We start from the raw sequence: 25,568 nt of genomic DNA, 5'->3' as shown, positions 1-25,568 counted from the left end.
GTATGCCCTCGCACCACCGCGTCCGACTTCCCCTGTCCAGGAGGGGATTCCTCACGGCAGGCACCGCAGTCGCGCTCGCCCTCACGCCACCCGCGTGGGCCACCACCGGAGCCGGGCCCCGCCCCTTCGGCCGGTACGGCTCACCCGCCGCCCGCCTCACCCCGAAGACGCTGTACGTCCACGCCGCCGGCCACGGCGACTTCACCTCCGTCCAGGCCGCGGTGACCTCGGTGAGCGGGGGCGGCTGGACGTTGGTCATCGGGCCGGGGACCTACCGGGAGACGGTCGCCGTCGACCCGACCCGGACCGACCTGACCTGGATCGGGGCCGGCGACGACCCGCGCGCCGTCGTCATCGTGTACGACAACGCGGCCGGCACCCCCAGACCGGGCGGCGGGACCTACGGCACCACCGGCTCCGCGACCACCCTCGTCCAGGCCGACGGATTCACCGCGCAGGGCATCACCTTCGCCAACGACTGGCTGCGCGCCGACCACCCCGGCATCAGCGGCACCCAGGCCGTCGCCATCAAGGTGCAGGGCGACCGGTCCGCGTTCCACCACTGCCGGTTCCTCGGGCACCAGGACACTCTGTACGCCGACTCCATGGCCCTCGGCGTCTTCGCCCGGCAGTACTTCGCGCACTGCTACGTGGAGGGCGACGTCGACTTCGTCTTCGGCCGGGGCACCGCCGTCTTCGAGCACTGCCACTTCCGGACCCTGGCCCGGACCGACCTGCCCTCGGCCCCGTACGGCTTCGTCTTCGCCCCCTCGACGGCCGTCGCCAACCCGCACGGTTTCCTGGTGATCCGCGGCCGTCTCACCAGCGAGGCCCCGGACGCCTACTACAAGCTGGCCCGCCCGTGGGTGCCCAGCTCCGACCCCGCCGCCCACCCGGCGCTCACCGTCCGCGACACCCACCTCGGCCCCGGCATCGACGCGCTCGCGCCCTACACCAACATGTCGGACGGCTTCCCGTGGCAGGACCAGCGCTTCGCGGAGTACCGCAACACCGGTCCCGGCGCGGTCGTCGCCGTCCCCGCCAACCGGCCCCAACTCACCGCCGAGCAGGCGAAGTCGGCGACCCGTGAGACGTACCTCGGCGAGTGGACGCCATGGAAGCGGGGCCGCTGAGATGCGCCAACGCACTCTTCACCGCGCCCAGGACGAGGTCTTCGCCCGGCCCGACCCCGTCCTGTGAACAGTCCCCCCACCCGCACGAGAAAGGAACCGCTCCCCATGTCCCGTCGTACCGCCCGCGCCGCCCTGACGGCCCTCGCCCTGGGCGCCGGCCTGGCCGTGCTCCCCGCCCAGGCCCAGGCCGCGACCGTGGTCGTCAGCAACTCGACCGACCTGTCCAACGCCATCAGGAACGCCACCGCCGGCACCGTCATCCAGGTCCGCGGCGGCACCTACTACCCGACGGCCACCCTCCAGTCCACGGCCAACGGCACCTCGTCGTCGCCCATCACGCTCACCCCGTACGGCTCGGAGACAGTGAAGATCGACGGGTCGAACCTCCCGGACGGCGACTGGATCTTCAAGCTGACCGCCGACTACTGGAACGTCTCCGGCATCACCTTCCAGAACTCCCCGGACAGCGCGGTCGTCTGCCAGTCCTGCACCGGCACCAACTGGAACAACGTCAAGACCATCAACGGCGGCGACTCCGGCTTCACCCTCACCGGGGACGGCACCGTCAACAACACGGTCCGCAACCTCGACTCCTACGGTCACTACGACGCCGCCAACCATGGTGAGAACGCCGACGGGGTCGCCGTGAAGTTCGGCTCCGGCACCGGAAACCTGATCACCGGGGCCCGCCTGTACAACAACTCCGACGACGGCCTGGACTTCTGGTCCTTCTCCTCGCCCGTCACCGTCGAGCACACCTGGGCCTTCGGCAACGGCAGGAACCGCTGGTCCGACTCCGCCTTCGTGGGCGACGGCAACGGCTACAAGCTGGGCGGCGACGGCGAGGTCGTCGCGCACGCCGTCAACAACTCGGCCGCCTGGGACAACGCCGGCAACGGCTTCACCGAGAACTCCAACACCGGCGCCATCGTCATCAACCGCACGACGGCGTACGCCAACGGCAAGTGGGGCCACTACTTCGCCACGGGCGCGGCGAGGCTCGGGAAGAACCTCGCCGTCGGCAACGGCAGCGGGCCGGTCAGCAAGGGCGGCTCGGTGGTCTCGGCCGGCAACAACTGGGACTCCGGCATCCCCACCCCGGCGTTCCGCTCCACCGACGCCTCCACCACCTACAACTCCCGCCGGTCCGACGGCTCGCTGCCGGTGACGGCCTTCCTGACCACCGGCGGTACCACCATCGGGGCGACGATGGACTGACCCGCGGGTGGCGGCGCGGGGCCCGTCTGTCCACGGGGCAGGTAAAGATCGGGCAACGGGTCTCGCGCTCGCCGGGGTGACGCGCGTAGAAATCTTTGTCATGCATAAAACACTGCGAATCGCGGCCGTCGCCACCGCCTGTGCCGTCGCCGGTGCCGCCCTGTACGGCGCCGGCGCCGCCACGGCCGGACAGTCGACCGCGAACAGCACCCACGAGCCCTACAACATAGGTCTGCTCACCAAGGACATCGACACCTACTACGGCACCACGCTCGGCGCGGACGGCGTGTACCAGGCATCCCCGGACAGCCCGTACGCCAAGGACCTCGCCCGGATCGACGCCGCCGCGCGCAAGTACATCGACAAGGCGGCCCGCAAGGCACGCCACCACGGCGAGAAGCCGGCCGTCGTCTTCGACATCGACGACACGCTGCTGCTCAGCCTCGACTACGAGAAGAAGACCAACTACACGTACAACGGCACCACGTGGGCCGAGTACGTGAACAAGGCCGACCGGCCGGCCGTCTTCGGCAGCCCGGAGCTGGTCCGGTACGCCGAGGCCAAGGGCGTCGAGGTCTTCTACAACTCCGGTCTGAGCGAAGCGCAGCGCTCCGCTGCCGTCGAGAACCTGAAGAAGACCGGCGCCGACGTGAACCTCGACGCCGGCCACATGTTCCTCAAGGACAAGGCGAACCCGCCGGCCTACCTCGCCGAGTGCGCCACGCCGGGCGCCTGGAACTGCACGACCGTGCAGTACAAGTCCGGCACCCGGCAGCACATCGAGGACGACCTCGGCTACGAGATCGTCGCCAACTTCGGCGACCAGTACAGCGACCTGGAGGGCGGGTACGCCGACCGCACGTACAAGCTGCCCAACCCGACGTACTTCGTGAGCTGAGCCTCACCGCCGTACGGGTGCGACCGACTCCAGGGTCGGTGTCACGGGCCGGATCGTGCCGTCGGCCGCGAACTCGAGGCGGTCGACCGTCGTCTCCCGGTGCGTGCCGTCACCGCCCGGCCTTCCGGGGCCGTCGAGGGCGAAGCGGTGGTAGACGACGTACCAGTCGTCGGTGCCGGGGGTGTTGACCACCGAGTGATGGCCGGTGCCGAGGATCCCGTACTCGGGGCGCTTGCTGAGAATCGTGCCCCGCTCGGTCCACGGGCCGAGCGGGGACGGGCCCGTGGCGTAGGCGACGTGGTAGTTCTCGCTGCGGGTGTCGTCCTCGGACCACATGAAGTAGTAGGTGCCCTCGCGCTTGATCACGAAGGAGCCCTCGCGGAAGTCGGCGGGGGTGATGTCCCGGACCTCGGACGCCTCGAACGACACCATGTCGTCGTTCAGCGGGACGACGTACGCGCGGCCGTTGCCCCAGTACAGATACGCCCGGCCGTCGTCGTCCGTGAAGACCGCGGGGTCGATCATCTGCCCGCCCCAGGCCCCGCCCTTGGCGACCAGCGGCTTGCCCAGCGCGTCCTGGAACGGGCCGGCCGGCGAGTCGGCCACCGCCACGCCGATCTGCTGCTCGGCGCAGAAGTAGAAGTAGTACCTGCCCTCGCGCTCGGCGACCGCCGGGGCCCAGGCGTACCTGTCGGCCCAGGAGACGTCCGCGCCCAGGTCCAGGATGACGCCGTGGTCCGTCCAGTGGACCAGGTCCCCGGACGAGTACGCCTTGAACCGGGTGCCGCCCCAGCCCGGGAAGCCGTCCGTCGTCGGGTAGATCCAGTACTTGCCGTTCAGATGGTGCACGTCCGGGTCGGCGGTCAGGCCGGGCAGGACCGGGCTGCGCATCGGAACGGCCTCGACCGTCCAGGTGCGTCGCGTCCCGTCCGCGGCCGTCACCGTGTACGTCTGCGGCTCGCGGAAGTCGCGCCGGGTGCCGGAGGGCGGGCTGATCGTGGCGCCCGCACCGGCATGGAGCTCAGGGGCCAGGCGCGAGAGGTCGGCGTCCGGCCGCATGGGCAGTACGACCTTGCCGGCGCCGTCGGTGACGATCGCGTACCCCTTCAGGTCCTCGGCCGTCGCGTCCACGATCGAGGCGGGGCTCGCCGGGTACGCGGCCAGCAGCCGGTCGTACTCCTCCCGTGTCACCGCGAGCACCGAGCCGTGCCGGGAACCGGCGGGCAGCCGGTGGTCCGTCGACGGGGTCCACCTGCCCGAGTCGAGGTCGGTCGTCTCGAAGGGGACGTAGCCGCGACCGCTGTACTCGTCGATGAACAGGTACCACCTGTCCTCGGTGTTGGACTTGAAGACCACCGGCCCTTCACCGCGCTCGACGGCTCCGCCGCCGATGCAGTCCGCGACGAAGTCGTACGAGGTGGCGGTCAGGTTCGTCGACCTCTCCGCGGTGATGAACTTCGCGCACGGGCCCGCGGAGCCGGGGTCCCGCTCGTCCTTGGTGTACCGGTAGTAGGTCTCCCCGTGCCGCACGACCGTCGAGTCGATGACCGAGTGGCCTGGGTCGTGCCACACCTGCGGTTCGCCGAAGGCGCGGAAGTCCTTCGTGGTCGCGTACAGCATCCTGTTGTACGTCGGTCCGGTGCGGTCGGGGTCATCGGCGGCGTACAGCTTCGACGCCCAGAAGACGACGTACTCACCGAGCGAGTCGTCCCAGTGGGCCTTCGGCGCCCAGGTGTTGCCCGCGCTGTCCGGGGCGACCTCCACCAGGCGCCGGTCGGTCCAGTGGACCAGGTCGGCGGACTCCCAGACCATGATCGACCTGCTGCCGTACCGCTGGACCTCGTCCCAACCGCCGCTGCTGTCGCGGTACATTCGCAGGTCCGTGGCGAGCAGATAGAACCGGTCGCCCTCGGGTGAGCGGATCACGAACGGGTCGCGCAGCCCCTTCTCGCCGAGGGCGGAGGTCAGCACGGGCCTGCCCCGGTTCAGCTCCCGCCAGTGCAGCGGGTCGTCGCCCCGGCTGAGGGCGTAGCGGATCTGTTCGCCGTCGGCCGTGTCCTCGCCGGTGAAGTAGGCGAAGAGATAGCCGGCGTACTGGGGCTGCTTCACGGGTGGCGCTCCTGAGAGGCGGAACCGGGCGGTGTGGTGATCACGGCCCGGAACCGGGCGGTGTCGTGATCACGGCGTGGCGCCTTCGGAGTGTCACCAGCGGGAAACAGCACGTCAATCGGTGAGCGGGCGAGGAGGGCGAGCGAAAGTTTCGCTCCCTTTCGGCGGCGCGCGGCAACCTCGTCCGGCCATGGCGACGACAGCAGGGCAGTCCCGTCCCCCAGGAAAGGAACGCCCCGTGCGTCACAGCACCGGACGCCACCGCCGGACCCGCACCCTCTCCCTCGCCGCGGCGGTCGCCGTGGCCGCGGGGGCGGGCGGTGTCCACCTCGGCCTGTCGGGCGGCGGCGCCCAGGCCGCCGCCACGACGGTCACCGTCTCCACCACCGCTCAGCTCGAGTCGGCCGTGGCCGGCGCGACCGCCGGTACGACCATCCAGGTCCGCGGCGGCACGTACACCCCGTCGGCCACCCTCAAGTCCGCCGCGAACGGCACGAGTTCGGCCCGGATCACGCTGCGGGCGTACGGCGGCGAGAAGGTCACGATCGACGGGTCCGAGCTGCCGCCCGGCTCCTGGCTGGCCGGGATCTACGGCGACTACTGGAGCGTGCAGAACCTCACCTTCCAGAACTCCCCGGCCCAGGGCTTCGTCGCCACCTCGTCCGTGGGCGGCGTCTTCAAGAACCTCGTCACGGCGGACAACGGCGACTCCGGGTTCACGCTCCGGGGGGACGGCACCACCGGCAACCTCGTTGAGAACCTGGACAGCCACGGCAACTACGACCCGGCCGGGCACGGTCAGAACGCCGACGGGATCGCGGTGAAGTTCGGCTCCGGGACGGGCAACCGGATCACCGGGACGCGCCTGTACGACAACTCCGACGACGGCCTCGACCTCTGGCAGTTCTCCTCGCCCGTCACCGTCGAGCACACCTGGGCCTTCGGCAACGGCAGGAACCGGTGGTCCGACCCCGCCTTCGAGGGCAACGGCAACGGCTTCAAGCTCGGCGGCGGGGGCGCCTCGGTCGCCCATGTGGTCAAAAACAACGCGGCCTGGGACAACACGTTGCACGGGTTCACCGAGAACTCCAACACCGGGGCGATCGTCCTCAACCGCAACACGGCGTACGCCAACGCCGAGACCGGGTTCTACTTCGCCACCGGCACGGCACGACTGGCCCGCAACCTCGCCGTCGGCAACAAGAAGGGCCCCGCGAAGCCTGGCTCCTCGACCGTGTCGGCGGCGAACAACTGGGACGCCGGCGTCCGTACTCCGTCGTTCGTCTCGACCGACGCGACCACCGCGTATGCCTCCCGGCGGGCGAGCGGGGCACTGCCGGCGACCACGTTCCTGACCACCGGGTCGGAGACGATCGGGTCGACGATGAACTGAGTGGCCGCCCCTTGGATCGCGAACGCCCCCGCCGGTCGTCACCGGCGGGGGCGTTCCACTGCTGACCGAGGGGGGCTCAGGCCAGCAGGCCTGTTGCCAGCGTGCTCACTGGTACGTGATGTCAGATGACGAGAACCTGCAGGAGGTTCCGTCAGCACCGCTACCCCTTATGAATCCCCGCCGGCTGCCGGGTCCTTGTCGTCGTTCGCCGCGAAGTCGCCCGCCACGGAGAGCTGTTCGCCGCCCGCGGTCGCCGTGATCGCGTAGCTGTCGTCCTTCGCGTCCCGGCCGCCGCGCTCATGGTCGTACTGCCCCGCGAACACCCACTCGCCCACGGGGACCGTGCGGCCCTCCTTGAGCACCCACGTGTGGACGAGGAAGCCGTCCTTCTCCTCGACCGTCAGCGTGAAGTCGTCCTCCGGCAGCGCGCGCCAGGTGCCGGTCGAGGTGACCCCGCCGGTCTGCGCGACCATCAACCGGACGGTGAGCGCGGTGAGCTGCTCGCTGGTGCGCAGGGTCAGATTGCTCTGCGCCCAGAAGTCGTTGCTGTGCGGGTCCACCGCCCCGTCCGACCACAGCGGGCCGTCCTGTGCGCCCTCGCCGGCGGACGGCTCGGGCGTGCCGGCGGGCTGTCGTGTCGGTGCCTTCGTCGTCTCGCGGGACCCGGGCGTCCTCTCCGGCGTCGGATCCGACGAAGAGACGGGCGGTACCGGGGCACGGCTCGTGGAGTCCGGGGACGGGGACGGGGCCGGCGTGGGCGACGTGGCCACCGTCTGCTGCGGGCCGTCCTCCTTCACGGCGGACGCCACCGCGTAGCCGCCGACCGCGAGAACGCCGGCGACCGCGGCCGTGGCGGTCACCACCCGGAACCAGCCGTACACCGGCGGACGGGTCGCCCGGTGGTCGGGGCGGGTCTGCTCGGCCATGCCGCGCTCGACGCGGGCCAGGATCCGCTCGCGGGCGGGCTCGTGCGCCTCGGCCGCCTCGTGCAGCCGGGCACGCAGTTCGTCGTGCACGTCCCGCCGCATCATCGGTTCCTTTCTCCGGCGTCCCCGGTGCGGGCCATCGCCGCGGCATGCACCTTGAGCGGAGCGCCCTGCGACCCCAGCAGCCGCTGAAGCTCGGCCATCCCCTTCGAGGTCTGGCTCTTCACCGTACCGACGGAGATGCCCAGGGCGAGCGCCGTGTCCTTCTCGGACAGGTCGAACGCGTGCCGCAGCACCACACAGGCGCGTTTGCGGAACGGAAGTCTACGCAACGCCCCCTGGACGTCGACGACGCCCGCGATGTCCGGGTTCTCCGTCTTTTCCTCGCGCTGCGACCAGAACAGGGCCACCCGCCGCCGCTCCCTGACCGCGCTGCGGATCTTCGTGCGGGCCAGGTTGGCCACGACCCCTCGGGCGTAGGCGGCCGGGTGGTCGGTCGCGCGCACCCGGTCCCAGCGGTGCCACAGAGCGAGCAGCGCGTCCGCCGCGAGGTCGTCGGCGGCGTCCGCCTCGCCCGTCAACAGATGGGCCAGACGCGAGAGTTCGGCGTAGTGGCGCTCGAAGAAGGCGTGGAACTCCACGGAGGCGGCGTCGTCGACGACCGTACCCACGGGCGACCCCTTCTGCCTGCGAAGTGACGTGTGGATGACGTGTGATCGTCCGGCGATCGTTTCGCGATCATCCGGTCAGGATCCGGAAGCGTAGCAGCGTTCGAAGGCTCCTTTCGTACGGGCCCTCGAACACCGTGTGGTACCTCGCACATGAGCAGCTCTGATTCCGTAACACGGAGAAAACCTGAAACACGTTCAACGCGGGAACAATCCAGCCAGCATCCGCACATCGATCAACCAGGCAACAAGGAGTTACCGCCATGTCCGAATCGCAGAAGGTGGCCGACCGGTCAAGTGCCCCGCCGTCAGGCGCGAACAGCGTCGACCGGTACTTCAAGATCTCCGAACGGGGATCCACCTTCGCCCGTGAGATACGGGGCGGCTTCGCCACGTTCTTCACGATGGCCTACATCCTTGTCCTGAATCCCATCATCCTCGGCAGCGCCAAGGACAAGTTCGGCCACCAGCTCGACGCGGTCCAACTCACCACCGCCACCGCCCTGGTGGCCGCCGTCATGACGATCATCATGGGCGTCGGCGGCAACCTGCCGCTCGCGCTCGCCGCCGGCCTCGGCCTGAACGCCGTCGTCGCCTTCCAGATCGCCCCGCTCATGGCGTGGGACGACGCGATGGGCCTGATCGTCCTCGAAGGCCTGCTGATCTGCGTGCTGGTGGTGACCGGGCTGCGCGAGGCCGTCATGCACGCCATCCCGCAGCCGCTGAAGCAGGCGATCAGCGTGGGCATCGGGCTGTTCATCGCGTTCATCGGCTTCGTCGACGCCGGGTTCGTCAGCCGGATCCCGGACGCCGCGAACACCACCGTGCCGGTCCAGCTCGGCGGCACAGGGCAGCTCACCGGGTGGCCGATCCTCGTGTTCTGCCTCGGAGTGCTGCTGACCATCGCGCTGCTCGCCCGCAAGGTGAAGGGCGCGATCCTGATCAGCATCGTGACGATGACGGCCCTCGCGATGATCATCAACTCGGTCGCCGACATAAAGGCCTGGGGCCTGACCACGCCCGCCTGGCCCGACAAGGTGGTGGACACCCCGGACTTCGGGCTCGTCGGCGACTTCAGCCTGTTCGGGGCGTTCGGCGAGACCACCGCTCTGACCGTCGTGCTGCTGATCTTCACGCTGGTGCTGTCGGACTTCTTCGACACCATGGGCACCGTCGTCGGCGTCAGCGCGGAGGCCGGTCTCCTCGACGAGGAGGGCAAGGTGCCGAACCTCGGCCGGGTACTGCTCATCGACGGTGCCGCGGCGGCCGCCGGCGGCGCGGCCTCGGCGTCCTCGGCGACCTCCTACATCGAGTCGGCGGCCGGCGTCGGCGAGGGCGCCCGCACGGGCTTCTCCAACCTGATCACCGGCGGTCTCTTCGCCCTGGCCCTGTTCCTGACCCCGCTGCTGACCATCGTCCCCCTCCAGGCCGCGGCCCCCGCCCTGGTCGCCGTCGGCTTCCTGATGATGACCCAGGTCAAGCACATCGACTGGGACAAGTACGAGATCGCCATCCCGGCGTTCCTGACCATCGCCGTGATGCCGTTCACCTACTCGATAACCAATGGCATCGGCGCCGGCTTCGTCGCCTTCGTCCTGATCAAGACGGTGCTGGGGAAGGCCAAGGAGATCCACTGGCTGATGTGGGGGACCTCGGTGCTGTTCCTGGTGTACTTCGCGATCAATCCGATCGAGCAGATTCTCGGCGTGAAGTGAGGGACGCTGCGCGGCCGGTCCGGGTTCGTCGTGGCCGGTCGCGCAGCTCGCCGCGCCCCTGAAGGGGCGCGCTAACGCAACGCCGCCTTCATCACGGCCTTGGCCACCGGGGCCGCCAGGCCGTTGCCGCTGACCTCCGAGCGGGACGCGTTCGACTGTTCGACGAGGACCGCCACGGCGACCTCCTTGCCGTCGGCCTTGCCGTAGGACGTGAACCAGGCGTACGGCGTCTTGCTGTTGTTCTCGCCGTGCTGGGCCGTGCCCGTCTTGCCACCGACCGTCACGCCCGGGATCTGCGCGTTGGTGCCGGTGCCGTCCTCCACGACCGTCTGCATCGCCGACTGGAGCTGCTCGGCGGTCGAGGAGCTGACGATCTCCGTGGTGTCGGCCGCGTCGTCGTAGTTCTCCAGCGCATTGCCGCCGCTGTCGGTGATCTGCGACACCATGTGCGGCGAGACCAGCTTGCCGTCGTTGGCAATGGCGGCGGACACCATGGCCATCTGCAGCGGCGTGGCGGTGACGTCGAACTGGCCGATGCCGGACAGCCCGGTCTGCGCCTTGTCCATGTCCTTCGGGTAGACGCTCTCGTACGCGCGCACCGGCACGTCCTGCGAGTCGTCGTTGAAGCCGAACTTCTCGGCCATCGCCCGCACCTTGTCCTGGCCCAGATCGATGGCCAGGCCGCCGAAGACGTTGTTGCACGAGTACTGCAGGGCCACCCGGATCGAGGCGTTCTCGCAGGGAGCGGACGGGTTCTCGTTCGTCAGCTCGCTGCTGGAGTCCGGCAGCGGGTACGGGTCCGGGCTGTCCGTCTTCTCGTCCACCGACGAGTACAGCCCGTCCTCCAGTGCGGCCGCCGCCACGACCAGCTTGAACGTCGAACCCGGCGGCAGCGGCTGACGCAGCGCGCGGTTCGTCATCGGCTTGTCGGAGTCCTTGGTGAGCTGCTTCCAGGCGTCCGAGTCGCCCGTGGTGATCCGCGACGGGTCGTACGACGGGGTCGAGACGACCGCCAGGATCCTGCCCGTGGCCGGGTCGATCGCGACGGCGGCGCCCTTCTTGTCGCCGAGCGCGTCGTACGCCGCCTTCTGCACATCCGGGTCGATCGTGGTGATCACGTTGCCCGGCTCGGACCGCTTGTTGGTGACCGTGTCCAGCACGCTCTTGAGCCGGTTGTCGGTGCCGTCGAGCAGGTCGCGGTAGATGCCCTCCAACTGGGTGGCGCCGAACGCCTGCGAGCTGTACCCGGTCACGGCGGCGTACAGCGAGCCGTCCGTGTACGTCCGCTTGTACGCGAGGTCACCGCTCTTCGTGCGCGCCGAGCCGGTGACCGACTCGCCGCCCACGACGATGTTGCCGAGCGGCTCGCTGTACAGCGCGATCGTGTTCCGTCGGTTGTCCTTGTCGTCCGCGAGTGCCTGGCCGTCGTAGTACTGCACCCAGGTCGCCCTGACCAGCAGAGCGAACACCAGCAGCAGCGTGAAGACGGACGCCCGCCTGATCGTCTTGTTCATCCCACACTCAAGGACGATCAGGCTGGGGGCCATCGTTCCCCCGCGCCCCGTTTTCTCATCGGGCGTTCATGAAGCCCGCCTCGTACGCGGCGATCACCGCCTGGGTGCGGTCCCGGGTGCCGGTCTTCGCCAGAACCGCCGCCACATGCGATTTCACGGTGGCCGGACCCACGTCCATCCGCCGCGCGATCTCCGCGTTGGTCAGGCCCTGCGCCATCAGCCGCAGCACATCGCTCTCCCGGCCTGTGAGCCGCGCCACCCAGGGCGGCGGCGTGGGGTACGCGCGCGCGTGCTCGGCGGCGAGGGCGCGCACGGCCGACGGGAACAGCAGGGTGTCGGTGTGCGAGACCAGCCGTACGGCCTGGACGAGCGCGTCGGCCTCCGCCCGCTTCAGCAGGAACCCGGCGGCCCCGGCTCTGAGCGCGTCGTACACATAGGAGTCGTTCTCGAAGGTGGTGACGACGACGACCCGGGGCGGATCGTCGAGCGTGGCCAGGATCTGCTCGGTGGCCCGGATGCCGTCGATCTCCGGCATCCGGACGTCCATGAGGACGACGTCCGGCCGCAGCTCCCGCACGACGGACACGGCCTCGGCCCCGGTCGCCGCCTCGCCGACGACCTCCAGGTCCGGCTCGGCGGACAGGATGGCGCGCAGGGCGGTGCGCACCATGCGTTCGTCGTCGGCGAGGACGATCCGGACGGGCGGGCAGGTCGTCATGCGGGTCCCTTCATGGGCAGTCGTACGTGCAGCCGCCACGTCCCCTCGGCGGGCCCGGCCCCGGCGGTACCGCCCAGCAGTCGCGCCCGGTCGGCGATGCCCCGCAGTCCGTGACCGCCGCCGGGGCGGCAGGACGGGGCGCGCTCCAGCGGGTTCTCGACGGTGATCTCCAGATGCCCGTCGGCGATCTCGATGCGCAGGGTCACACTCGTGCGGTCACCGGCGTGCTTGAGGGCGTTGCTCAGCCCCTCCTGCACGATGCGGTACGCCTCACGGGAGAGGACGGGCGGTAGGGCCTCCGCGTCGATGCCGACCGTGGCGGTCACCCGCAGCCCGCCCGCGCGCGTGCGACGCAGCAGGCCGCCGAGGTCGCCGACGAGCGTGGGCGCCGGCGCCGTGCCGGGTGCGTCGCCGTCTCTCAACACGCCGAGCACGGCGTCGAGTTCGCCGACCGTGCGCCGGGTCGTGTCCTCGATCGCGGCGAGGGCCTCGCGGACGAACTCCGGGTCGGTGTCGAGGACCCGACGGGCCGCGCTCGCCTGGAGGGTGACGGCGCTCAGCGCATGGCCCACGGAGTCGTGCAGCTCACGCGCGAGCCGGTTGCGCACCGCGAGGTCGGCGGCGCGCGCCTCGGCAGCCGCGAGCCGGTCCTCCGGCGCCGGCCCGAGCAGGGCGGGCGCCCAGCGGGCCAGCAGCGTGCCGCCGACCGCCGCGCAGCCGGCCAGCGCCAGCAGCGTCGCCACGCCGGCGACCGGCGCGAGCGCCAGCACCCAGGTGTGGTCGAGGTACTCGGGCAGTTCGACGAGTTCGGCCCCGCCCAGCCACACGAGCAGCGGCAGCGCCGTCAGGAATCCGGCGAACGGCGGCACCGCCAGCGACATCCCGGAGATGACCCCGCCGAACCCGAGATGCAGCGTGAACCAGGCCGCCGCACGTCTCTTTGCCGCCCACGTCCGCGCGGGGCCGTAGGCGAGCCGGTCCGCCTCGACACCGCACAGCGACCGCACGGCACCCGACTCCAGGGGCCGGGTCAGCGGGAACACGGCTGCGGTGACGGTGGCCAGGGGCAACCCGACGGCGAAGGAGAGCAGTTGGAGGGGCAGGTCGTTGAAGACGTACCGGGAGTCCATGGCGGGGCCCACGACGAGCTGGCCCACGAAGACGTACGGCATGGCGAGCGCGCCGCCGAGGATCAGATGGATCCAGCGCAGCCGCGCCCGTCGGCCGAAGAGCCGGCGCGCGAAGTCGTTCACGCGGTACGGCACTTGGCCCTCGCCGAGCGCTCCGCGAGGAAGTGGACGCCGAGGCCGGCGACGAGGATGCCGACGATCATCTGGCCAGCGTAGGTGAGGTTCATGAGCTGCGTCGGGCGGTCGGCGATGTCGTCGACGCCGCCCAGCGAGGCCAGCGACAGCCAGCCGCCCCAGCAGGCGACGGCCGCCGAGCCGACCCAGGCCAGGGCCAGCGGCACGAGGACGGGCAGGGCGCACCCGCGGCGGAAGGCGAGCTGCCAGGCCCCCGCTGCGGCGGCCAGGAGGAAGACGACGTACATGACCTCCAGGATCTGGAAGTCGGCGGTCGCCTCGTCCGTCCCGCCCTCGCTGAGCCCGGCCGTGCCGCCGCACGCCCACAGCAGGTGCACGGTGAGCGGGAACAGCGCGAGGATTCCGGCGGCGACGGCGGTCACCCGCTGGGCCGGGCCGATCACACTGACCGGCAGCTCCCACACGCGCCCCCGCCACAGACGGCCCCAGCGGTCCCGTGCGTACAGCGCGAACAGCGCTCCCAGGGCGAGCCCCTGCACGATGAACCCGCTGTACACGACGGCGAACACCCACTCGTCGAGGAAGGGCTCGCCCGCGGGGCCGCGGTGGCCGCCCCCGCCGAACGCCCGCACGACGAGCTGGAGCGGGAATCCGGCCATGATCGGCGCCAGCAGCCCGGTGGCCACCCAGGCGGGGAAGGCGAGCAGCCACGCGGGCACCCGCAGCCCCCACGGCCGGGTCAGCACCAGCGCGAGCACGATGACGGCACTGTCCAGCAGCACGGAGACGCTGTTGGCCACCGCCATGGCGACACGGTGCTCCAGCAGCGAGCTGCCGTCCGGGATCCCGATGTGACTACCGGCGATCCAGGCGGCCTTGAGCCCGAGATACGGCACGCACGAGACGATGGCGAGGGCCCGCAGGATCCGGCGGGGCCGGCCGGTCCCGCCGGATCCTGCGCGGTCGGTCTCTGAGTCGGGAGCGAGCGTCTGCGTCATGCGTCCACGCTCCCGCGCGGCGCCGGCGGACCGCCTCCTGCGCGACGGTGATCCGTCTCCGCCGCACGGGGGAGGCCCGCTCAGCCCTCCAGCGCCAGGACCAGCTCCTCGATCTCCTCGCCCCGTGCGTTCGCGAACCCCCGGGCCCGGGCCCTGACCTCGAAGCCGCACTTCGCCAGCACCCGCAGCGAGCCCTCGTTGTCCGCCGCCGCCCGTGCGTACAGCGGGCGTTCGGGCACCTCGACGAGCAGCCCGCGCAGTGCCGCTGTAGCAACGCCCCGGCCCCAGTACGCGCGGTCGACCCAGTAGGTCACCTCCCGCTCGCCGGGCTCCCCGTACACCGCCGTGCTCCCCACCACGTCACCGTCGGCCAGGATCGTGCGAAGCACGTCCGGGGAGGACCGGATCCGACTCCAGTGCGCCTCGAAGGCGTCCCGGTCGGCCGGGTCCTTGGGGGTGAAGGCCGCCATGCGCAGGGCCTCCGGGTCGTTCATCTGCCGGTAGAAGACCGGCAGATCGCTGTCGTGTACCGCGCGCAGTTCCACATCCATGGAGTCAGAGCCTACGAGTGGCGAGCGTCAGCCGGTCCCGCGCGTCGAACAGTGCGTCCTTCACCATCTGTTCGTGCGCGGGCGTCAGCCGGGCCACCGGCACCGAGCAACTGATCGCGTCGCGGGCGGGGGTGCGGTACGGGATCGCGACGCCGAAGCAGCGCAGTCCGAGGGTGTTCTCCTCACGGTCCACGGCGAAGCCCTGCTCGCGGACCTGGTGGAGCTCCTCGATGAGCTTCTCGCGGTCCGTGATCGTGTTCTCGGTCAGCGCGGGCAGCGTCTCCGGGAGCATCTTGCGGACCTGTTCGTCCGAGTAGGTGCTCAGCAGCGCCTTGCCCAGGGACGTCGAGTGCGCGGGCAGCCGGCGGCCGACCCGGGTGAAGGGGCGCAGGTAGTGCTGGGACTGACGGGTGGCGAGGTAGACGACGTTCGTGCCGTCCAGACGCGCCAGGTGGATCGTCTCCGTCGTGTCGTCCGACAGCCGGTCCAGCGTGGGACGGGCCGCCGCGACCACCTCGTCGCCGTCGATGTACGAGGTGCCGACCAGCAGCGCCCGTACGCCGATGCCGTAACGGGTGCCCGTGGCGTCCGTCTCCACCCAGCCCAGCTCGACGAGCGTGCGCAGCAGCATGTAGAGGCTGGACTTGGGGTATCCGACGGCCTCCTGGACCGCCGCGAGGGAGTGCATGCCGGGGCGCCCGGCGAAGTATTCGAGCAGTTCAACCGTCCGTACCGCGGACTTGACCTGCGCTCCGCCGCCCGTCTCGCCTGCCGACATCGCCCTTGACCCCTTCGTTCGACGGGAAATAGTCTCCGACAGCGTATTCATCATCAGAGACAGTGTTCAGTATATCGAACACACCTGGTGGATGACCCAGTACTGCGGCAATACATGTGGAGGGACCCGCGGTGGCAGCAGCACCAGTCTGGAGTGTCGACCCCCGAACCGGGAAGCAGCGTGAGCAGGTTGCGGTGGAGGCCACAGCCCAGGAGGTGGACACCGCCGTCCGTGCCGCGCACGAGGCCCGCGGCTCCCTCGCCGACCGCACGGTCCGCTCGGCGTTCCTGCGCACCGCCGCCGACCGGCTCCAGGCTGCCAAGGACCAGCTCGTCGAGGCCGCCGACGCCGAGACCGCGCTCGGTCCGGTCCGCCTCACCGGCGAACTCGCCCGCACCTGCTACCAGCTCAGGGCGTTCGCGGACATCGTCGACGAGGGCGCCTTCCTGGACGTCGTCATCAACCACCCCGACGACACCGCGACCCCGCCGATCCCGGACCTGCGCCGCTACAAGGTGCCCCTCGGCGTCGTCGCCGTCTACTCGGCGTCCAACTTCCCCTTCGCCTTCTCCGTCGCCGGCGGCGACACCGCCAGCGCGCTGGCCGCGGGCTGCCCGGTCGTCGTCAAGGCCCACCCCGACCACCCTGCGCTGTCCGAGCTCGTCGCCAAGGTGCTGCGCACCGCCGCCGCCGAGCACGGCATCCCCGCGGGCGTCGTCGGTCTGGTGCACGGCTTCGAGTCCGGCATCGAGCTGATCAGGCACCCGCTGGTCGCCGCGGCCGGCTTCACGGGCTCCGTACGAGGAGGGCGTGCCCTCTTCGACGCGGCCGCCGCCCGCCCGGTCCCGATCCCCTTCCACGGCGAGCTGGGCTCCCTGAACCCGGTCGTGATCACCGAGGCGGCCGCGGCCGAGCGCGGCGAGGCGATCGGCACGGGCCTCGCCGGGTCCATGACGCTGGGCGTCGGGCAGTTCTGCGTGAAGCCGGGCCTGGTGCTGGTGCCGTCCGGCGCCGCGGGCAACGGCCTGCTCAAGTCCCTCACGGACGCCGTCAGCGACACCGACGCCGGTGTCCTCCTCGACCACCGCATGCGGGACAACTTCGTCGCCGGGGTCGCCGAGCGCGCCGAACTGCCGGACGTTCAGACGCCGGTGACGCCGGGTGCGGGCGGCGAGCACACGGTCAGCGCCGGGTTCCTGACGGTCGCGGCCGAGAAGCTCGCCGGCGAGGGCGCGTACGACCTGCTCCTGGAGGAGTGCTTCGGCCCGGTCACGGTGGTGGCCCGCTACGACGACGACGCGCAGGCGCAGGCCGTGCTGTCCCGGCTGCCCGGCAACCTCACCGCGACGGTCCACCTGTCGAGCGAGGAGGCGGCCGGCGAGGGACGCGGCGCGGAGATCCTCGCGGAACTGACGCCGCTGGCCGGGCGCGTACTGGTCAACGGCTGGCCGACGGGTGTGGCCGTGGCACCGGCCCAGCACCACGGCGGTCCCTACCCGGCGACGACGTCGACCTCGACCTCGGTGGGCGGCACGGCCATCGAGCGGTGGCTGCGGCCGGTGGCTTATCAGGGGGCGCCGGCGGCGCTGCTTCCGGCGGAGCTTCGGGATGAGAATCCGCTGGGGCTGCCTCGGAGGTTCAACGGCGCATTGGAGCGGTAGCGCTCCGCTGGGGGTGCCGCGTCATGTCGTTGCTCGTCCGCGGCTCCGTCGTGGCCGGTCGCGCAGTTCCCCGCGCCCCTTTGGGGCGTTGCCGAACCGCATGTCGAGACAGCCCGCGCCCCTTGGGGGCGCTTCGGTGGTGGTCAGCCCGCGTTCGACTCCAGGCCCGCGTCCCGGGCCAGGAGGGCCGCCTGGACCCGGTTCTCGCAGTCGAGCTTGGTCAGGATGCGGCTGACGTACGTCTTCACCGTGGCCTCGCTCATGTGCAGACGGGCGCCCGCGTCCGCGTTGGACAGGCCCTCGCCCAGCAGGGCCAGCACCTCGCGTTCGCGGGCGGTCAGGCCGGCCAGCCGGCGGCGGGCCTCCTCGCCGCGCGCGGTGGCGGCGGGGGAGGCGAGGGTGTCCACGACGTGCCGGGTGGCGGCCGGGGAGAGGTAGGCGTTGCCGGCCGCCGCCGCCCGGACCGCGTGGATCAGCTCCTGCGGCGCGGAGTCCTTCAGCAGGAAGCCCGCGCCGCCGTGGCCGAGCGCCCGCAGCACGTTCTCGCGTTCGCCGAACGTCGTCAGGATCAGCACCCGCACATTCGGCGCGGCCCGGCCCATCTCGGCCAGCGCCGTCAGCCCGTCCATGACCGGCATCTGGATGTCCAGCAGGGCCACGTCGACCGCGGTGCTCCGGGCGGTCCGAACCGCTTCCCGCCCGTCCGCCGCCTCGGCGACGACGTCGATGTCGTCGGCCGAGGTGAGGATCATCCTGATGCCGGCCCTGATGAGCGGCTCGTCGTCGGCGACGAGGACCCGGATCACGTGGCCTCCTGCGCGGTGTCGGTGCGATGTACGGATGACGGAGCCCCGTCATCATGCCCGATCCGGTCCCGGGGGCGATCACGTGCCGCCGGTCATACCTTGTCCTCGAAGGTCTCCTTCGCGACCAGCTTCCCGTCGCGGAAGCAGAACCGGTAGACGATGTCGTCGTCGATGTCCAGGTAGTGACGGCACGTCGCGTCCTTCGGCAGCGGCGGGCCGTGCTTCTCCTGGCCGTCGGTGAGCAGTGAACTGCCCTCGGGCAGCTTGGCCTGCACATCCGCCTCGGCGTCGCCGATCTTCGCGGACTTGTACACGTCGGCCGATATCGTGCCGCTCTCCACCTCGTCCCACAGCGCCTTCAGACCCCACGCCCCGAGGGCTACGACACCCACGACCAGGACGACGGCGGTTACGGCGCAGCCGAGGGCGACCTTCTTCTTGCTGCTCATGATGGCGGCGAACTCCCCTTGCGGATCGGAACGGTCGATGACCGCTCCACCGTCGCCCGCGGTGCCCTCGCCGGGCTGCCCCCGAAAGTCGTCGTCCGCCGCGACGGAGGTCGCGCCTTCGGGGTGGGGCAGGGTCTCGCCACCGCCGTAGGGCAGCACACCGGCCAGCCGGAAACCGCCGTCGGGCGTGGGACCGGTGTGCACCATGCCGCCGACCAGCCGCGCCCGTTCCCGCAGGCCCGCCAGGCCCTGGCCGCCGCTGATCGCGGACGGGGCCGCCGGTGCCCCGGCCGGCACGGGCCCGTTGGCCACCTCGACCACCAGGCTGTCCGGTTCATAGCGCAGCGCCACCGTGATCGGGGCGCCCGGCGCGTGCTTGTGCGCGTTCGTCAGGCCCTCTTGGGCGATGCGGTACGCCGCGTGGTCGGCGGCCGGCGCCAGGGGCCGTACGTTCCCGGAACGGTGCAGCTCCACGGCCACGCCCGCGGCCCGCGACGACTCGACGAGAGCGTCGACCGCGGCCGCCACCCGGGCCGGCGGCTGCTCGGCGTCGGCCGGGTCCGGACGCTGCCCCGCGGCCTCGCCGAGGTCGTCGCGCAGGATGCCCACCGCCTCGCGCAGCTCCCGCATCGCCGTCCGGGAGGCCTCCCGCAGGATGCCCACCCCTTCCCGATGGCGGTCGCCCAGCTCCGGGTCCACCTCCAGCGCGCCCGCGTGCACGGCGATCAGGGCGAGCTGGTGGCCGACGCTGTCGTGCATGTCCTGGGCGATGCGCTGACGCTCCAGGAGCCGGGCCTGCCCTGCCACCATCGCCTGTTCGCGCACCAGTTGGGCGTTGTGCCGCCGCAGCGCGTCGAGCAGCGCGTGGCGCTGGGCGCGGTAGCGGGAGGCGAGGCCCGGCACGATCACCAGCGCCAGGAACGAGCCCGCCGCCAGCACGGCCGTCACCGGCAGCGACACCCGGAAGTCCTCATCGGCCGCCTGGTAGGAGCCGACGGCGAAGTAGAGCACGAACGCGGCGCCGTACGCGGCCAGCGCTCGCCCGGGGCGCATGATCCGGCTGCCCGCCGACCAGCTCGCGCACATCAGCAGCGGAACCCCGCCCGCCACCAGCCCGGCCATGGCCGACGAGATGAGCAGCACCGTCGCCGGCAGCGAGCGGCGGGCCGGCGACAGTACGGCGACGGACATGACGAGGACGACGGTCCACGCCCCGAAACCGTCCTGGTCGTTGAAGAGGCCCGCCATCCCGGCGAGCACGACGGCGAGCACGCTCTCCCCGACGATCCGCCTACGGGGCCAGGGGGAGGCGGCGAGGAGCCGGGAGCGGAGCGGCCGGTCCGTGCGGGGTGTCTGTGCAGCGTCCACGCGCAGACGATAGTCAGTGAGCCCAGGGCGCCCGCATCCGCCCTTCGGCGCGGTCCCGAACGACGAAAGTCGACACCCGCCCACCGCCCCACCCGTCATCTTTGGTCGCTGCGGATGACGACTTACGAGGACTGCCCCGGACCGGTGCGCCCGGTGAGCATGGATCCGCCGGACGGGAACGCCGGCGGCCACCACCCACCGGCACGGGGAGAAGAACAGTGGACAGCGCGCGACCGCAGGCGAACGAGCGATTCACCATCCGGCAGAAGACCACCTTCATGATCAACCGGTACGTCGTGACCGAGACGCTGCCGGACGGCTCCGACGGCAAGGTCGTCGCCTTCGCCGAGCAGAAGCGGATGGCACTCAAGGAGCAGATGACTTTCTACACCGACGAGTCCAGGGACCGCGTGCTGTTCACCGCGAAGGCCCGTCAGGTCCTCGACGTCGGCGCCTCGTACGACGTGCGCGACGCGATGGGCAACCACGTCGGCACGTTCCGCAAGAAGTTCGCCGCCTCCCTGCTGCGCTCGACCTGGGAACTGGAGCAGCCGGGTTCCGTCGCCGCCGTCGGGACCGAGCGCAACCGGTTCGTGGCCGTGCTGCGCCGGGTCTGGGAGCTGCTGCCGCTGGACCTCGTGCCGTTCGCGTGGCCGTACCACTTCGACTTCGCCTCGGGCGAGAAGCCGGTCATGAAGGTCGACAAGAAGATAGGGCTGCGCGACCGCTATCTGCTCGACGTGGCCTCGCCCGATCTCGACCTGCGCCTCGCCATCGCCCAGGCCGTCGCCCTGGACGCGCTCCAGTCCCGCTGACCGGAACTCCCCTCGGGCGCGCGGTACGGGGGACGGCCTGGAAGAATCCCGCCATGGACCTGAAAATCCCCGAACTCCCCTTCCCGCTGCGCACCTACGGCCCCGACGGCCACTGGTCCTACGAGGACGACGGCATCCTCTCCGGATGGGCCGGCCCCCGGCAGGACCGTTTCGTGCCGCCCACCGGCGAGGCCCTGGACGCCGCCTCCGACGCGCCCCGGCTGCTCGGCGCGCCCGAGGGCGACTTCCAGCTCATCGCCCGCGTCACCGTCGGCTTCGCGGGCGCCTTCGACGCCGGCGTCCTGTACGTCCACGTCGGCGAGCGGGCCTGGGCCAAGCTGTGCCTGGAGTACTCCCCGGACGTGCCCACCGTCTGCACGGTCGTCACCCGGGGCCACTCCGACGACGCCAACTCCTTCACCGTGGAGGGCAGCTCGGTGTGGCTGCGGGTGAGCCGCACCGGCCGAGCCTTCGCCTTCCACGCCTCGCGCGACGGTGAACGGTGGACCTTCGTGCGGCTGTTCACGCTCGGCGACGAGAAGGAGACCGGCGCCGCCCTGGTCGGCTTCATGACGCAGTCGCCGCTGGGGGAGGGATGCGTGGTGACCTACGACCACCTGGAGTTCAGGCCGAACTGGCCGAAGGACCTGCGAGACGGAAGCTGAGCAGGCCCGTCACCGCGAGCAGGGCCGCGCTGATCACCAGGCTCAGCCGCATCCCGGCCACGAAGCCGTCGGAGACCAGCGCCCCGAAGACGGCGATGCCCAGCGCCCCGGCCATCTGCCGCGCCGCGTTGAGGACGCCCGCCGCGAGTCCCGCCCGCTCGGCGGGCACGGCGTCCATCATCGCCGCCGTCAGCGGCGGCACCGTCAGCGCGCAGCCCAGCGCCATCGGGACCAGGAGCAGCGCCACCACGACCGGGGGCGTGCCGGCGTCGACGAACAGCATCACGAGCAGCCCGACGACGGCGAGGCCCTGGCCCACCACCATGGGCAGCCGGGCGCCGTACCGTCCGGCGAGCTTGCCCGCCACCACGTTCGTCACCGCGATCAGGCCCGTCATCGGCAGGAACATCAGCCCGGCCTGGAGTGCGGAACGGCCCTGGACCTGCTGGAAGAAGAGCGAGAAGACGAACACCATGCTGTAGAAGGCGACGCTGACCGCCGCTCCCGTGGCCACCGTCACCGCGACGGTCCGGTTGCGGAACAGCCCGAGCGGGACGACCGGGTGCGGTCGACGCGCCTCGATCCGCAGGAACGCGCCGGCCGCGACCACGGCCACCGCGAGCGCCGCCCAGCCCGCAGTGCCGCCCTCGATCACCGCGAACGTCAGCGCGGTGAGCGCCACCACCGCCGTCACCTGGCCGGGCAGGTCGAGCGGCGCCGGCCGGCGCTGCGAGCGCGGGGCCCGGACGAGCAGCACGAGAATCAGGGCGCCCACCGGCAGGTTGACGAAGAAGATCCCGCGCCAGTCCCAGGCCGTCGTCAGCACACCGCCCACCACCGGCCCCAGCGCCACCGCCGCCGAACCCCCGGCCGCCCACACCGCCACCGCCCGCGCCCGCCGCGCCGGATCGGCGTACGCCTGCCGCACCAGCGCAAGCGAGGCCGGCAGCACCACGGCCGCCGCGACACCCTGCACGACCCGCGCGCCGATCAGGGCGGGCAGGTTCGGCGCCAGACCGCAGGCCGCCGAGGCGAGCGTGAAGACGCCGGCGCCCAGTGCGTACGCCCGGGTCGCCCCCGCCCGGTCCGAGAACGCCCCGGTGGACAGCATCAGCGCGGCGAACGCGAGCGTGTAGGCGTCGACCACCCACTGCAGGCCGGCCATCCCGCCACCCAGGGAGGAGCCCATCGCGGGCAGGGCCACGTTCACGATGGACGCGTCGAGGCAGACCAGCGCGAAGCCGAGAAGTCCGGCGGTGAGGGTGAGAGCGGCGGAGGGCGTCTTGGGTTCCTTGGGCTTCGACGACATCAACTCGTCCTGAGCAGAGGCGAGTTGGATGCCATCGCGCGTCACGTTCGTCGACATGCCTCCATGCTGCGGATCGCAGCCGTCGTACAGTAGTGGCCAAAATGCCATGCAGCCGGAGGTTCTGGCCATGTCCCAGCAGCTCGCACCGCACCGCATCGCGGTCGTCGCGCCCTCGCCCGTGTCGATGTTCAACCTCGCCATCCCGGAGATGCTGTTCGGCAAGGTCGAGGTCGACGGACGCGCCGGCTACGAGGTGGTCATCTGCGCGGCCGAGCCGGGACCGGTGCCGACCAGCGGCGGGCTCGACCTGTATGTGCGGCACGGACTCGACGTCGTACCGACCGCGGACACGCTGCTCGTCGCCGGGACCGGGGAACCCTTCGAGCCGGACGGGCGGATCGTGGCCGCCGTGCGTGAGGCGGCCGCCGCCGGCAAGCGCATCGCCTCCCTGTGCACCGGCGCCTTCCAGCTCGCCGAGGCGGGCCTGCTGCACGGCCGCAGGGCCACCACGTACTGGGCGCACGCCGAGGAGCTGCGCCGCCGCTACCCGCAGGTCGACCTGCGCGGAGACGTGCTCTACGTCCAGGACGGGCCCTACGTCACCTCGTCCGGCTACGCCGCCGGCATCGACCTGTGCCTGCACATCATCCGCACCGACTACGGCGCAGCCGTCGCCAACGAGGTCGCCCGGCGTGCTCTGGTCGCACCCGTACGGCCGGGCGGCCAGACCCAGTTCACGCAGACCCCGCTGCCGCCCGAGCGCGGCAACGCCTGCTCCGACACCCGCGGCTGGGCCATGCGCAACCTCGACAAGCCGCTCACCCTCACCGACCTGGCCCGTCACGCCGGCGTCAGCGTGCGCACCCTCACCCGCCGCTTCCACGCCGAGAGCGGGGTGAGCCCGCTCCAGTGGCTGCTGCACCAGCGCATCGAGCGTGCCAAGGAACTACTGGAGACCACGGACCTGCCGATGGACCAGGTGGCCCGCGCCGGCGGTCTGGGCACGGCCGACTCGCTGCGGGGCCATCTGGTCCGCCGCACGGGGCTGACGCCGAGCGCCTACCGGGCGCAGTTCAGCCGGCTCGGAACCGGGGCGGCCGGGGTCACGTCCTCCGTTGCATGATCAATGACCGAGTGACCGCGCACCGGATGATCCGTACCGTTCTGCCCGCCGAGGCGGAGACGGTCGCCGCCCTGCACGCGCGCGCCAGGGCGACGTACTACCCGGACGGGCTCCCCGACGACGGCACCGACTGGTCCGCCGCCTGGCGCGGCGCCATCGAGCGGCCCGACGGGCATGTGCTGTGCGTGGTGGAGAACGGCCGGATCGTCGGCCTCGCGTCCTTCCGCCGGCCCGAGGGCGGCCCCGCCGACAGGGTCAAGCTGTTCCAGTTCCACGTCGACCCCGACCACTGGGGCCGTGGCGTCGGAACGGCCCTGCACGCGGCCTGCGTCGAGGAGTGGCGGGCCGACGGCATGCGCACGGCCGTGCTCGACGTCCACGTGGACAACCGGCGGGCGCGGACCTTCTACGCCGGCCGGGGCTGGCATCCGGACCCGGAGAACCCGCCCACCGACGGGGACCACCACCTGAACCTGCGCTTTCTCGTGACGGGGGACGAACCGAACCGGGAGTGAACCCGAGCGGGAGTGAACCCGAGCGGGAGTGAACCCGAGCGGGAGTGAACCCGAGCGGGAGTGAACCCGAGCGGGAGTGAACCCGAGCGGGAATGAAGCCCGCTGCTTGAACGTTCATCCAGTCTGCGGAGGGTGTCTCCGTATCCGCACGACCTGGAGAGAGCCGTAGACATGCGCGTCGAGATCTGGAGCGACATCGCCTGCCCCTGGTGCTACGTGGGCAAGGCCCGCTTCGAGAAGGCGCTCGACGCCTTCCCGCACCGCGACCAGGTCGAGGTCGTGCACCGCTCCTTCGAGCTGGACCCCGGGCGCGCCAAGGGCGACATCCAGCCCGTGATCACCATGCTCACCAAGAAGTACGGCATGAGCGCCGCGCAGGCGCAGGCCGGTGAGGAGAACCTGGGCGCGCAGGCCGCCGCGGAGGGCCTCGCGTACCGCACCGAGGGCCGCGACCACGGCAACACCTTCGACATGCACCGGCTCCTGCACCTCGCCAAGGAACAGGGCAAGCAGGACGAGCTCATCCAGGTCCTGTACAAGGCGAACTTCGCCGAGGAGCGGTCCGTCTTCTCCGAGGGCGACGAGCGCCTCGTGGAGCTGGCCGTGGCCGCCGGCCTCGACGCCGAGGACGCCCGCAAGGTGCTCGCCGACCCGTCCGCCTACGCCGACGACGTGCGGGCCGACGAGCGCGAGGCGGCCGAGCTCGGTGCCAACGGCGTGCCCTTCTTCGTCCTCGACCGCAAGTACGGCGTCTCCGGCGCCCAGCCCGCCGAGGTCTTCGAGCAGGCCCTGACGCAGGCGTGGGGCGAGCGGTCGCCGCTTCGGCTCATCGACCAGGGTGACGCGGACGCGTGCGGCCCCGACGGGTGCGCGGTACCGCAGAAGTAAAAGCGCAGGTGGCGGCCGACCTATAAGTGCCGCTTAGGGAAACCACGTAAAAATAGTCAATGGACTGTTAGTTCTCCGGGGCCCA

22 protein-coding genes and 1 pseudogene are annotated in these 25,568 nt (G+C 71.3%); 11 read left to right on the top strand and 12 right to left on the bottom strand.

Annotated elements, in window-relative coordinates:
- The first annotated feature begins 2 nt into the window (after positions 1-2).
- The 3 genes from ACZ69Q_RS23355 (at position 3) to ACZ69Q_RS23345 (ending at position 3,249) form a co-directional block, all read left to right on the top strand.
- On the top strand, positions 3-1,133 hold the full coding sequence (locus ACZ69Q_RS23355) for a pectinesterase family protein (protein ID WP_471044946.1): 1,131 nt from the start codon (positions 3-5) through the stop codon (positions 1,131-1,133).
- Between the two features lie 105 nt (positions 1,134-1,238).
- Positions 1,239-2,351 carry a right-handed parallel beta-helix repeat-containing protein gene (locus tag ACZ69Q_RS23350; RefSeq protein WP_471044944.1) on the top strand — a complete coding sequence of 371 codons (1,113 nt, stop codon included), beginning with the start codon at positions 1,239-1,241 and terminating at the stop codon, positions 2,349-2,351.
- 100 nt (positions 2,352-2,451) lie between these two features.
- On the top strand, positions 2,452-3,249 hold the full coding sequence (locus ACZ69Q_RS23345) for an HAD family acid phosphatase (RefSeq protein WP_471044942.1): 798 nt from the start codon (positions 2,452-2,454) through the stop codon (positions 3,247-3,249).
- 3 nt (positions 3,250-3,252) lie between these two features.
- On the opposite strand, the pseudogene ACZ69Q_RS23340 reads toward ACZ69Q_RS23345, so the two are convergent.
- Positions 3,253-5,402, bottom strand: a pseudogene (locus ACZ69Q_RS23340) (glycoside hydrolase family 43 protein).
- A gap of 194 nt (positions 5,403-5,596) precedes the next feature.
- On the opposite strand from ACZ69Q_RS23340, the gene ACZ69Q_RS23335 reads away from it, so the two are divergent.
- Positions 5,597-6,751, top strand: coding sequence for a right-handed parallel beta-helix repeat-containing protein (locus ACZ69Q_RS23335; RefSeq protein ID WP_471044940.1), 1,155 nt, complete (start codon positions 5,597-5,599; stop codon positions 6,749-6,751).
- A gap of 167 nt (positions 6,752-6,918) precedes the next feature.
- On the opposite strand, the gene ACZ69Q_RS23330 is transcribed toward ACZ69Q_RS23335, so the two are convergent.
- Both ACZ69Q_RS23330 and ACZ69Q_RS23325 read right to left on the bottom strand, forming a co-directional pair.
- Positions 6,919-7,782 (bottom strand): hypothetical protein, encoded by an 864-nt coding sequence (locus ACZ69Q_RS23330; RefSeq protein WP_471044937.1) that lies wholly within the window; start codon positions 7,780-7,782, stop codon positions 6,919-6,921.
- Positions 7,779-8,348, bottom strand: coding sequence for a SigE family RNA polymerase sigma factor (locus ACZ69Q_RS23325; RefSeq protein WP_471044936.1), 570 nt, complete (start codon positions 8,346-8,348; stop codon positions 7,779-7,781). The genes ACZ69Q_RS23330 and ACZ69Q_RS23325 overlap by 4 nt, the downstream gene beginning before the upstream one ends.
- Before the next feature lie 260 nt (positions 8,349-8,608).
- On the opposite strand from ACZ69Q_RS23325, the gene ACZ69Q_RS23320 reads away from it, so the two are divergent.
- Positions 8,609-10,060 carry an NCS2 family permease gene (locus tag ACZ69Q_RS23320; RefSeq protein ID WP_471044934.1) on the top strand — a complete coding sequence of 484 codons (1,452 nt, stop codon included), beginning with the start codon at positions 8,609-8,611 and terminating at the stop codon, positions 10,058-10,060.
- 71 nt (positions 10,061-10,131) lie between these two features.
- On the opposite strand, the gene ACZ69Q_RS23315 is transcribed toward ACZ69Q_RS23320, so the two are convergent.
- The 6 genes from ACZ69Q_RS23315 to ACZ69Q_RS23290 all read right to left on the bottom strand — a co-directional run bounded on the left by ACZ69Q_RS23315 (position 10,132) and on the right by ACZ69Q_RS23290 (position 15,884).
- Positions 10,132-11,574, bottom strand: a complete 1,443-nt coding sequence (locus ACZ69Q_RS23315) for a peptidoglycan D,D-transpeptidase FtsI family protein (protein ID WP_471044932.1) — start codon at positions 11,572-11,574, stop codon at positions 10,132-10,134.
- Between the two features lie 55 nt (positions 11,575-11,629).
- Positions 11,630-12,292: a response regulator gene (locus tag ACZ69Q_RS23310; protein ID WP_471044930.1), complete on the bottom strand. Its 663-nt coding sequence runs from the start codon at positions 12,290-12,292 to the stop codon at positions 11,630-11,632.
- Entirely contained in the window at positions 12,289-13,545 is a 1,257-nt protein-coding gene (locus ACZ69Q_RS23305) for a sensor histidine kinase (protein ID WP_471044928.1), read from the bottom strand. Before ACZ69Q_RS23305 ends, ACZ69Q_RS23310 begins: the two co-directional genes overlap by 4 nt.
- Positions 13,542-14,555 (bottom strand): hypothetical protein, encoded by a 1,014-nt coding sequence (locus tag ACZ69Q_RS23300; protein WP_471044926.1) that lies wholly within the window; start codon positions 14,553-14,555, stop codon positions 13,542-13,544. Before ACZ69Q_RS23300 ends, ACZ69Q_RS23305 begins: the two co-directional genes overlap by 4 nt.
- Positions 14,556-14,635: 80 nt before the next feature.
- A complete protein-coding gene (locus ACZ69Q_RS23295; protein ID WP_471044923.1) occupies positions 14,636-15,106 on the bottom strand; it encodes a GNAT family N-acetyltransferase in 471 nt (156 codons plus the stop codon).
- A 4-nt stretch (positions 15,107-15,110) separates the two neighbouring features.
- A complete protein-coding gene (locus ACZ69Q_RS23290) occupies positions 15,111-15,884 on the bottom strand; it encodes an IclR family transcriptional regulator (RefSeq protein ID WP_030956770.1) in 774 nt (257 codons plus the stop codon).
- 131 nt (positions 15,885-16,015) lie between these two features.
- On the opposite strand from ACZ69Q_RS23290, the gene ACZ69Q_RS23285 reads away from it, so the two are divergent.
- On the top strand, positions 16,016-17,545 hold the full coding sequence (locus tag ACZ69Q_RS23285; protein ID WP_471044920.1) for an aldehyde dehydrogenase (NADP(+)): 1,530 nt from the start codon (positions 16,016-16,018) through the stop codon (positions 17,543-17,545).
- A 143-nt stretch (positions 17,546-17,688) separates the two neighbouring features.
- Here the strand turns inward: ACZ69Q_RS23285 and ACZ69Q_RS23280 are convergent, their stop codons facing one another.
- Positions 17,689-18,351 carry a response regulator transcription factor gene (locus ACZ69Q_RS23280; RefSeq protein WP_471044917.1) on the bottom strand — a complete coding sequence of 221 codons (663 nt, stop codon included), beginning with the start codon at positions 18,349-18,351 and terminating at the stop codon, positions 17,689-17,691.
- Between the two features lie 92 nt (positions 18,352-18,443).
- Entirely contained in the window at positions 18,444-20,168 is a 1,725-nt protein-coding gene (locus ACZ69Q_RS23275; RefSeq protein ID WP_471044915.1) for a sensor histidine kinase, read from the bottom strand.
- Between the two features lie 218 nt (positions 20,169-20,386).
- Between ACZ69Q_RS23275 and ACZ69Q_RS23270 the strand changes: the two genes are divergently transcribed.
- Positions 20,387-20,983 carry an LURP-one-related family protein gene (locus ACZ69Q_RS23270; RefSeq protein ID WP_471044912.1) on the top strand — a complete coding sequence of 199 codons (597 nt, stop codon included), beginning with the start codon at positions 20,387-20,389 and terminating at the stop codon, positions 20,981-20,983.
- Positions 20,984-21,036: 53 nt separating this feature from the next.
- Positions 21,037-21,648, top strand: coding sequence for a DUF1349 domain-containing protein (locus tag ACZ69Q_RS23265; RefSeq protein ID WP_471044909.1), 612 nt, complete (start codon positions 21,037-21,039; stop codon positions 21,646-21,648).
- Here the strand turns inward: ACZ69Q_RS23265 and ACZ69Q_RS23260 are convergent.
- Positions 21,608-23,014 (bottom strand): MFS transporter, encoded by a 1,407-nt coding sequence (locus tag ACZ69Q_RS23260; RefSeq protein ID WP_471044906.1) that lies wholly within the window; start codon positions 23,012-23,014, stop codon positions 21,608-21,610. The two genes, ACZ69Q_RS23265 and ACZ69Q_RS23260, sit on opposite strands and share 41 nt — an antisense overlap.
- A 70-nt stretch (positions 23,015-23,084) precedes the next feature.
- On the opposite strand from ACZ69Q_RS23260, the gene ACZ69Q_RS23255 reads away from it, so the two are divergent.
- From ACZ69Q_RS23255 to ACZ69Q_RS23245, 3 genes are all read left to right on the top strand, one after another.
- Positions 23,085-24,080, top strand: coding sequence for a GlxA family transcriptional regulator (locus ACZ69Q_RS23255; protein WP_471044904.1), 996 nt, complete (start codon positions 23,085-23,087; stop codon positions 24,078-24,080).
- Positions 24,077-24,595 carry a GNAT family N-acetyltransferase gene (locus ACZ69Q_RS23250; protein WP_471044903.1) on the top strand — a complete coding sequence of 173 codons (519 nt, stop codon included), beginning with the start codon at positions 24,077-24,079 and terminating at the stop codon, positions 24,593-24,595. The genes ACZ69Q_RS23255 and ACZ69Q_RS23250 overlap by 4 nt, the downstream gene beginning before the upstream one ends.
- A 171-nt stretch (positions 24,596-24,766) precedes the next feature.
- Entirely contained in the window at positions 24,767-25,483 is a 717-nt protein-coding gene (locus ACZ69Q_RS23245; protein ID WP_471044901.1) for a DsbA family oxidoreductase, read from the top strand.
- Positions 25,484-25,568: the final 85 nt, after the last annotated feature.

Source organism: Streptomyces sp. NPDC036764, from assembly GCF_055609385.1.
Note: the sequence above shows the minus strand (reverse complement) of the source record. Positions and strands in the feature narration are given on the sequence as shown.